This is a genomic window from Microcystis sp. LE18-22.4A (assembly GCF_027531105.1).
In the GTDB taxonomy this organism is placed as follows: domain Bacteria; phylum Cyanobacteriota; class Cyanobacteriia; order Cyanobacteriales; family Microcystaceae; genus Microcystis; species Microcystis aeruginosa.
Genome location: NZ_JAPZRB010000094.1, coordinates 1 through 11,406 on the forward strand (window position 1 = coordinate 1; position 11,406 = coordinate 11,406).

The following is an 11,406-nucleotide window of genomic DNA, read 5'->3' on the forward strand; positions in this document are numbered from 1 at the left end:
GGCTGACAGCACCAGATAGTAGTCTCAACCGCTACTTCTGTTGGTCCATAAGCGTTATATAATTCACAGTTTAACTGCTGAAAAAATCGTTGATTGAGTTCATAAGATAAGGCTTCTCCCCCGACAATTACTCGTTTTAAATAGTGGCAATATTTGCTCTTGGGATGTTGCAGAAAAACTCGCAATATTGAGGGAACACAAGTGAAATAAGTTACTTGTTCTTGCACAATTAAATCTATTAAATAATCTATATCTTTATACCCGTCAGGTTTAGCCACGACTAGAGAAGCACCAGATATTAAAGACGAAAAAATTTCCCAGACTGAACCATCAAAACTCAAGGAAGTAATTTGGAGAATGCGCTCTTCAGAGGTAATATTATAATGACCAATAGTATATTTCAGAGTATTACAAATTCCTCTATGAATATTCATCACGCCTTTGGGTTTTCCCGTTGAACCTGATGTATAAATAACATAGGCTAAATTCTCAGGAGTCGTTAGATTGAAGGGATTTTCTGGACTATAGGTAGCTATCTTTTCCCAATCCCTATCTAAACACAGTAACTCGGGCCCAGTTTGGGGAAGAAAATCCCCTAAAGATTCCTGAGTTAACACCAAAGAAACCCCCGAATCTGAGAGGATATCCCCCAAGCGCTCGGTAGGATAATCCGGAGCTAAAGGTACATAAGCTCCCCCGGCTTTTAATATCCCTAATAAACCGATGACCATCCCTAGGGAACGCTCCATAAAAATCCCGACCAAACTTTCTGGACCTACACCCTTATCTCGTAAACAGTGAGCTAACTGATTGCCCCGGTTATTTAACTGTTGATAGGTTAATTTTTGGTCTTCAAAAATAACCGCTATTCCCTGCGGATTCTGTGCAACTTGTTCCTCAAATAATTGATGTAAAGACTTATCTAAAGGATAATCTGCCTCGGTATTGTTCCACTCTACTAATAACTGATGTTGCTCTTGTGTTGTCAATATAGGTAATTGTGTTACCCGTTGCCGAGTATCAGTAACAATCCCTGTTAAAATAGTCTGTAAATGTGCTGCCATCCGTTCAATCGTATCCTGAGTAAAACGGCTAGTATCATAGACTAACTGAATCAGTAACTCCTGTTTAGGAATAGCAACCACCGTCAAAGGATAATTAGTTTCCTCAAAATTCTCCACATCCTTAACCCTTAAGGATTGACGAGAATCTCTCGATAACGCTTCTCTAGGATAATTCTCAAAAACGACCAAACTCTCAAACAGGGGAACCCCCGGTGGAATATCACTTAATCTCTGTATTTCAGCCAGAGAAACATAAGCATAATCCTGAATTTCTGCTTGCTTTTGCTGTAATTCCTGTAACCAAGATAGCAATAAATCTGATTCTCTGATGGAGACTCGCAGCGGCAATGTATTAATAAATAATCCTACCCTATGTTCTACCCCTGATAAATCATGGGGGCGACCAGAAACCGTAACCCCAAATAAAACTTCTGACTCCCCACTATAGCGACTGAGAAGAATCGCCCAAGCGGCCTGTACTAGAGTAGATAAGGTCAGATTATGCTTTTGCGCCAAAGATTGCAGGTCTTTGGAGTGAGAAGCCGATAAATGACAGTTATACTCTTTATAAGTCGGCTTACCTTCAGATTTCATTAACTGGAGTCTGTCCACCCTCAGGGGGGTGGGAGTCATAAACCCTTCAAGAGTTCGCTGCCAAAAACTCTCAGCAATAGATGGGTTTTGCTGCTGTAACCAAACAATATAATCTTGATAAGGACGCGGCAAAGGAAGATGATAACTTTTCCCTTGAATACCTGCCTCATAAAACCCTAAAACTTCTTGATAAATAATAGGCATACTCCAACCATCCAGAATAATATGATGATGATTGCAGAGGAATTTATAAGTTTGGTCCGATAGTTGAATCATCAAGCAGCGCATTAAAGGAGCAACTTTGAGTTCAAACCCTTGTTGACGCTCTGTTTCTAACAATAAATCTAAACGTTGTTGTTGTTCTGTGGGGGAAAGATTGCGCCAATCTTGATAATCCCAAGGCAAATCAACCTTTTTTCGCACAATTTGCAGAGGGTTTTCCCGTTTTTCCCAAAGAAATAGAGTCCTTAATACCGAGTGACGCTCTACAACTTTTTCCCACGCTTGCCTAAAAACTGCAAGGTTAATTTCTCCCTCCAGAGTAATTAGAGTTTGACTACAATAAATCCCTGAATCAGGAGTATAAAGACTATGAAAGAGCATCCCTTCCTGCATGGGGGAAAGAGGATAAATAGACTCCACATTTTTGGCGGGTTGATTTTTTGTGTCTGCCATGAAAGATTCTCCTTATTAGTCAATTTCTGCCAGAATATCGTCTAATTCCTGTTGATTCAAGTGCGCTACTGGAAAATCTGAGGGAGTGTAACCCCCAGCATCAGGAGATAAACAATGCTCAATCAATTTCAGCAAAGCTTCTTTATAGCTGCGCCCTAAATATTCTACCGTCGAACGTTCATAGATGAGATCGCTATAAGTCCAGTGTACTTGTAACTGTCCCTCGATAACTCTGGCCGTAATCTCTAATAAATGACTACGATGTCCCTTAAGACTGTGATTGGGCCCCTTAGACTCATCCGCTAATTTCCAATCCCCTTTTTGCAATTGTCCTTGCTCAAATTGACCTAAATAATTAAACAAAACTTCTCTGGCAGGAATTTCAGCTAATTGAGACTTAATATCAGCATCATCACTCAAATATCGCGAAATTCCATAGCCAATTCCCCTGTGAGGAATAGCTCGTAACTGTTCTTTAATAGATTTGAGCCGCTCACCGGGGTGATTTTCGGGGGGGAGTCGCAAAATAACCGGAAAAAGACTGGTAAACCAACCTACCGTCCTCGATAAGTCAACCTCACTGAACAAATCTTCTCGTCCGTGTCCTTCTAAATCAAGAGATATGGTCAAATTTTCTGTCCATTGTGTCAAAGTTTCCGCTAAAGCGGTTAACAAAACCTCATTAATTTGAGTGTTATAGGCAGCGGGGACTTTTTGCAAGAGAGCCCGGGTTTGTTCTTCATCTAGAGTCACCGTGACATCATTTGCCGTCGCTACTGTATTGTATTGTTTTCCAGCCTCGTCATCTACAGGTAAATTTCTCGCCTCTAACCAAGGTTGAGTTAACCAATAGTCTAATGGCTCTTTCGCTTTTTCCCCTTGTCCATAATCCCTCAAGAGAAGCGCCCAATCCTGAAAGGCTATGGTTTTAGGTGGAAGTTCTACATTCTCCCCCCTTTCTAGCTGTTGATAAGTCATCAATAAATCTTCTAACAAAATTCGCCAAGATACACCATCAACCCCCAAGTGATGAATAATAATCAGTAACCGACTGGGTTGATAGGGTGCCAATTCCAATAGTACCGCCTTGATTAATAGTCCAGTAGAGAGGTTTAAACTTGCCTGTTGAGTTGTTGCCATTGCTAAGAGAGTTTCCCTTTGCTGAGATTGAGGAATAGAAGACAAATCAATCACTTCAAAAGGTACTTCCTCCGGCATTCCTTCATTAACTTGTTGCCATTGTCCTTCCTCCACAGTAAACCGTAACCGCAAAGCGTCATGATGTTCAATTAATTTTCTCAGAGATTGAGCTAACAAATCAGCTTTCAGGTGATGGGGAACTTCTAAGAGGACAGACTGATTAAAGTGGTGCATTTCAGCGCGATTTTGCTCAAAAAACCACAGTTGAATGGGAGTGAGAGGCACAATACCCGTCACTAAACCCTGTTTAGCTAATTCGGCTGTGGAATAATCGGCAACTGTAGCTAGTTCAGCAAGAGTAGGATATTCAAATATCTGTTTAGGGGTAATCTTCAACCCGGCTTGACGAGCGCGAGCGACAACCTGAATACTGAGAATAGAATCGCCCCCAACTTCAAAAAAGCGGTCATAACGACTCACTTGTTTAATGCTGAGAACATCTTGCCAAATACTGGCCAAAATCTTTTCTTTCTGAGTATGCGGGGGGACAAAATCCTGCTCAGATGTCCAAGGTATCTCAGGGAGGGGTAAACTGGAACGGTCAATTTTTCCATTGGGAGTCAGAGGGAGAGCTTCTAAGGAGACAAAAAGAGCCGGAATCATATACTCTGGCAATTTCTGTCCCAAGAAACGACGCAAATCCTCAGTATTTATCGGGCTATTTTCTCCTACTAGATAAGCGACTAACCTCTTATTCCGATAGGAGTCTTCCCAAACCTTCACCACCTTTTGCTTAACTTGGGGATAAGTCCCTAGAGTTGCCTCAATTTCTCCTAATTCAATGCGGAAACCCCGCAATTTTACCTGATTATCACCCCGCCCCAAAAAATCAATATTTCCATCGGGTAAATATCGGGCTAAATCTCCTGTTTTATAGAGTTTGGCATTGGGTTCATTACTAAACGGATTGGAGATAAATTTCTCGGCGGTTAATTCAGGTTGATTCAGATAACATCGAGCTAACCCTTTACCCCCGATATATAAATCACCAATAGTTCCTAGAGGAACCGGTTGCTTAAAAGAGTCCAGAATATAAACTTGAGTATTGGCAATAGGCCGGCCGATACTCGGTTGTCCATGGTGTCCTTTAGGCACTAAGCTAAAAGTGGAATAAGTGGTATCTTCTGACGGACCGTAGAGATTATAAACATTCTTAATGTTCTCCTGCTGGTAAAGCTTCTGGACCAATTGATTAGACAAAGCTTCTCCGGCGAGGTTTACCGTTTGCACAGTCTCAGGTATCGCCTCAATTTCCAGCAGTTGAGCGATCGCTGTAGGTACGGTATTAATTAATGTTACCTCTTTGGCTGCACTTAAACTAGGCAAATCTAGAACATTCTGGGCCAGAATAATCTTACCCCCCACAGCCAAGGGCAAAAATAGTTCAAATACTGACAAATCAAAACAAATAGAAGTAGCTCCCAAAACCCCCGCTAATTCCTCGCTGCTAAAGACTTCCTTGGACCAATTCAGTAAGGTTGTGGTGCTGTGATGCTCAATGACAACCCCTTTTGGTTTCCCCGTTGAACCGGAGGTATAAATCACATAAGCGGTATTACTGGAACTTACGGGTAAAGAGAGGTTTTCGGGACTTTCTAGGGCTATATTTCTGGCTTCTGCCTCTAATATCACCAGATTCCCTGGATAATTCCCTAATTTCTCTACTAATTTTGCTTGTGTTAGCAACAAGGAAACTTGAGCATCTTCTAAGATAACATTGAGGCGTTCAGTTGGATAAGCTGGATCTAAAGGTACATAAGCTCCCCCTGCTTTGAGAATAGCTAATAACCCTATAACCATCTCAGGGGTCCGTTCTAGGCAAATTCCCACCAAAGACTCCGTTTTTACCCCTTTTTTGCCTAAATAATGCCCTAATTGATTCGCTTTTTCGTTTAATTGACGGTAGGTTAATTGTTCATTTTCTGTAATAATAGCGATCGCATCAGGACTGCGCTTAACTTGCTCCTCAAACAATTGATGAATACACCCATCCGGATAGTGAACCTCAGTATCATTCCATTCTTTTAATAATTGATGTTGTTCTTGCTCAGAAAGTAAACAACAAGTTTCATAACGTTCTAACCCTTCCGTTGCCATAGCGATGAGAGTTTTCTCGTAGTATCCTCCGATTAACTCCATCTGCTTTTCCCCTAGATAATTCCCATCATATTTAAGGGTAAGTTCTATTTGAGATGAAAGGGGATGAAGACTAAAATTAGCTAACAATGTAAAATTAGTTTGATTAAAAAACTTCCCTCCTAAGACCTCTAAATCTTTCACCCCGATGATACCTTGATAAACATGGAAATGAATAAAATTAAAAGCCGTATCAAACAAAGGTTGACCTGATTTTTGTAACTCAGCGAGGGGATATCTTCGCCAAGATAAGCATTCTCTTTCAACATCAAAAGCTTGCTTAACTAAATCGCTCCAAGGGCCTCCAGATAACTCTAAACGTAGGGGCAAAGTATTCAAAAATAAACCTAATATCTTTTCCCCATCGGCTGCTTCTAACCGTCCATTAGAGACTAAACCCGTAACAATATCCCTCTGATTATTCAGTAAACTTAATACCCGAAAATGAGCCGCCAATAAAACACTTTTTAGGGGGACTCCCACTTGTTTACCGAGTTGTTTTAATCCCTGAGATACCTGACTAGATATAGGAACTAACCAATCCCAATCTTGATTAACTCGATTAGATTTCGACCACTGAGGAAGTTTAGTCAGCGTCACATCTCTGAGTTTTTCTTGCCAATAATTCTGGCATTCTGGCGATTGGACAGTTTTCTTTTCTAAGGCGACAAAATCCCTAAAACTGAGAGCGGGAGGTGGAGAGAGAGGGAGAACTTTTTTGTCGAGAAGATAGAGATACTGTTGTAACAATTCTGTGAGCAACGAAGCCACACTCCAACCATCTAAAATAGAGTGATGAAAACTGAAAGTTAGGTTAAAGTTATCCTGACTGCGGCGATGGAGATGAAAGCGAAATAAAGGAGGACTATTCCAGTCAAAAGTGCGGATTTTTTCCCGCTCAATCCAATCATCAATAGCCGTATCTTGTTCAGAAGGAGATAAATGGGTTAGGTCATCTAATCCTAAAGGAACATCGATTTGTCGGTGAACTAATTGTAGGGGTTCCTGATATTCAAAGAGTGCGAAACTGGTTCGTAATACCGGATGCCGCTGGACAATCTCCTGAATAGCACTATGTAAAGCGGGAAAACTAAAATCAGCACGAATATGATAGGTAAACACATCATGGTACACCGATAGATTCCCCTGATATTCACTATGAAATATCATCCCCAATTGTAGAGCAGTTAGAGGATAAGCATCCTCCACTTCCTCCGGTAAATTGAGGCGAACTTCTTGAGAAATTAAACTAAAAACTTCCGTTTTTTCAGTCCCTAAAGTATCAATTTCATAGCTAACGCAATTGGCCAATTCTTGAATGGTTTGATGTTGCAATAATTGGGGTAAAGAAAAATGAAAACCCATTTGTCGCGCCTTAGCGATCACTTGTATGCCCCGAATCGAATCCCCCCCAAGTTCAAAAAAATTATCGTGAATACCAACCTCTTCGATGCCCAAAACTTCAGCCCAAATCAGTGCTAAAATTTCCTCAAGAGGGGTACAAGGTGCTACAAAATTCTCCGAATTCCTTAAACTGTTATAGCTTGGAGAGGGTAGGGCGCGACGGTCAATTTTTCCACTATTTGTCAGAGGAATAGCATCCAATTGCACAAAGGCATGAGGTATCATGTATTCTGGGAGTTGGTTTTGCAGATAACTCCGCAGTTGGGGAATCAGTTTACTGTTTAACTTAGACCTTAAAGGGTGATTTGCATAAAGTTGCCATTCAGGTTTTGCGGTGTGGGTGGGGGTAAAAGCGATGTAATTTCTACGGGAATTTTCCAGCGGGGCAAAAATCACATCGTAACGGTCTGGAGTATCCGACCAAGTTACCCAAACCGAAAGGGATAAATCCTCAGCTAAAGCCGAAAAATCTTCAGGTTCTACGGCATTTTCTGGTATAATGTCCGATTTAATAGCTCTAAATTCCTCGGTCGTCCCCAAGTCTTGAGAATTCCTCAACAATTCCGCACTTTTTAAAGGTCTGAACAAGCGAGAATTAGGGACACCTATCACCCTTAACCCCTCAGATTTCCCCAGTTGATTTCTTACCTCAGATAAAGTCAGCTGCTGTTCAGTCCAGTTTAATTCTGGAAAGTCGGTGCTAAAATCCAGAATCGTTTCAATCCGCAGAACAACATTATAACGGAATTGAGTTAATTCGTTGTGGTGTTGACCTCTCTCTAGATGAATCTCGACTTCAGTAATCTGAGGAAAATAGGACTGAATTGCTCTAAAAAAATCCGGGTCAATGAATAACTCATTTTCTTGCTCAATTTTTCTCTGTACACGCTGTTTAAAATCCTTAATCGCATCCTCAGGGTTAGCCTTATAAAGTTCTACATCAGCGTGAAAAGCTTCCATGAGTTGCAAGTTTCGCACATCTCCAAGGAAAATACACCCCCCCGGAGTTAGTACCTTGATAGCTCCCTCTAAAACCCGCAATAAGTAATCTATATGGGGGAAATACTGCACAACCGAGTTAAGGATAATTGTATCGAATCTTTCTGACTCCAAACCCTCAAAATTATCGGCTGTGCTATGCAATAGCCTGACTTGCTCTAGCTGAGGCCCTTCTTGATTAATTCGCTGAATATCGTCTAAGGCTACTGATGAAATATCGGTTCCCCAATAACACTGGCAATGGGGAGCAACTTGGAATAATATTAACCCGGTTCCACAACCTATTTCCAGAACTTTTTTAGGTTGTTGAGCGAGAATAACCTTAACTTTATCATCTAGCCATTCTCGCATCTGAGCAACCGGGATAGGTTCCCCCGTGTAACTACTATTCCAGCCAACAATATTAAATATCCCTTGAGAATCTGCCGATGTTTGGCTGTAAATTTGGTTATAGAGGCTTTGCCATTGCTCGATTTGCTCATCGAATAATTGCCCTTTTTCTGAAGTCGCCAAGAGTTCCCCCTCTTGAGACTGACCCACAACATAAGCAATTAGTGTTTTACTCCCTGTTTCTGTCTCCGATGCAATGACTACCGCTTGCTCAACTGCTGGATGTTCACTGAGTATAGTTTCAATTTCCCCAAGCTCAATCCGGAAACCTCGAATCTTAACTTGATGGTCAATACGCCCCAAAAATTCAATATTTCCATCGGGTAAATACCGGGCTAAATCTCCCGTTTTATATAATTTTGCCCTAATTTCTCCCCCTATTTCTCCTTCGACCTTAGCAAAAGGATTAGGGATAAATTTCTCGGCCGTCAATTCGGGACGATTGAGGTATCCACGAGCTAAACCTATGCCACCAATGTGTAATTCTCCCACAATTCCTATAGGAACTGGTTGTAAATCCGGATTAAGAATATAAATCTGAGTATTGGCAATTGGTTGACCAATACTCACTAGAGCTTTTTGATTCTCCGGCAAACAGGGCCAGTAAGTCACATCAATCGCCGCCTCAGTCGGACCGTAGAGGTTGTGAAGTTCACAGTCAAAATGCTCAAAAAAGCGTTGTGTTAAGTCTAATGACAAAGCTTCCCCACTACAGAAAACCCGCTTGAGAGAACTACATTCTTTTAGCTCTGGTTCTTGCAGAAACACTCGCAACATTGAGGGGACAAAATGAAGGGTAGTGATTTGCTGCTTTTGGATCAATTGTATTAAATAGGTACTATCTTTATGACCTTCTGGTTTAGCTACCACTAGGGTTGCACCGGCTAATAAGGGCCAAAAGAATTCCCAGACTGAAACATCAAAACTAAAAGGGGTTTTTTGTAAAATGCCATCACTCTTAGTTAACTGATAAGTATCCTGCATCCACAACAAACGATTCCTAATCCCCTTATGATTATTCATTACGCCTTTAGGCTTACCTGTGGATCCCGAAGTATAAATAACATAGGCTAAATTTTCCCCCGTTACGCCACTGTCACAATTGTTCTGACTTTCTTGAGAAATTGCTGGCCAATCTGTATCCAAAGCAACAACAATTCCCCGGTATTCCCCCAACAATCCCCGCAGCGATTCCGCAGTAATGATCACTTTTACCCCAGTATCTTCTAATAGATAACTTAGGCGTTCTTGAGGATAATTAGGATCTAAGGGGACGTAAGCTCCTCCGGCCTTCAAAACAGCCAATAATCCTACTACCATTTCTAAGGAACGCTCTAGATAAATTCCTACTAATTCCTCTGGTTTTACTCCTAATTTTTGTAGGTAATGACCAAGTTGATTGGCTTTTTCATTTAATTCTTGATAAGTTAATTCTTGATTTTCAAAAATGACCGCCACTCTCTCAGGGTAAAGTTTGGCTTGCTCTTCAAATAGCTGATGAATCCATTGCTTTTCAGGATATTGAATGGCCGTATCATTCCAATCTCTCAGTAATTGTTCTCGTTCTTTTGTCGTTAATATATCAATTTCTGACAAATCTATATCGGGATTACTCGTCACTGTTTCTAAGATTTTCCGGTAATGTCCTAGCATTCTCTCGACAAAATCTCTGGGAAATTTATCTTGAATAAAAGTGACAGAAACACCACTATCATCCGCTGCTATGGCAAAAACTAATTGAAACCGATTTAAGGAAGAAATGTCGGCGCACAGTCCTTCTTTGATCACAGCAACGTCAAAAATATTCTCTAGATTTCCTCCTCTTGCTGCCAAGGTTTTGACCAAACTATCCAGCGTATAGTTTTGATGGCGATATCCTTCTTGTAAATCTTTACGAATGATTCTTAGTAAATCTTTAAATGAACTAAAATTCTGTTGATTGAATCGGCAAAATATCAGGCTATCTAATTTTTCTGTATTCAAAGCTGCTGTAGCCGTGGCAAACTCGACTTGAGCAGTATATTTAAACATTAAAACCTGGACAACAGCCAGATAAAATGCTAATTTATTAACGGAATTGTTTGCCGTTAAACTGTTGATTTTTTCCTGTAAATCTGTAGAGATAACTTCAATAACGCTATCTTGCTCCCCGGTTTTATTCTGACTTACATTACCAAATAGAGTAGTTACTGGATCTATTTCTTGAAGTTGCCGAATTTGGTAATCAATTGAAACCAGATGTGCTTCCATTGCTGTTCTAAGTAGTTGGACAAAAGTAAAGTTAACTGTAGGGTAAGGAGTCAGGAGACAGGAGACAGGAGACAGCTTTTGTGTATTCTCCCCACTTGCCACTTGCCACTTTCAAGTCAGGAGTCAGTAAGAATTGCGGCAATTTACATTTCTTAAGATAGACAACAGAATTTATGTCCGACTACTTAACCTTTTCCCTAAATAGTAGTTGATGGCGGTATTCAGAGTCATGGGGTACAATGCTTTTTTCCCCGTTCCCAGTTCCCTTAAAGCGATAATTCCCGTCTCTGACGAGTGGGATTATTGCTATACGAACTACAGGAAACCCGCCTAGGGCTAAGGTCGAGGTTTCTGTCGCTTGTTCAAAATTGTTCTGAGCCTCGACATCATAGCATATTAACCGACATTCCGCACATCTTCATAATATACTTTTACATATTTTTACATTCCCCAAGCTGTTTTGACGAAAAATCTTCATTGTAGAAACTACTGTGGGAGCAATAAATTAGTAAAAATTATTAATTGAATATTAAGAAGTGCGGAAAGTGTGACATTTAAAGATAGATTAGCGCAAGACTATCAGATCTGAGGATGCCACACCCCATAAACGTTTATTGCAGATGTCTATTGACAATTACTACCTTGATCAGGTACGATTAGCTGTCTGGTCGTAATAGCTGAAGGGGTGACAACG

Annotated in this window: 2 protein-coding genes; both read right to left on the reverse strand. The window is 40.8% G+C overall.

What is annotated here, in order from left to right:
• The coding region (locus O9295_RS04170) for a non-ribosomal peptide synthetase (protein ID WP_288031929.1) at nucleotides 1-2,333 on the reverse strand (2,333 nt) is incomplete at its 3' end.
• 15 nt (nucleotides 2,334-2,348) lie between these two features.
• Nucleotides 2,349-10,712 carry a non-ribosomal peptide synthetase gene (locus tag O9295_RS04175; protein ID WP_288031931.1) on the reverse strand — a complete coding sequence of 2,788 codons (8,364 nt, stop codon included), beginning with the start codon at nucleotides 10,710-10,712 and terminating at the stop codon, nucleotides 2,349-2,351.
• Nucleotides 10,713-11,406 lie beyond the last annotated feature (694 nt).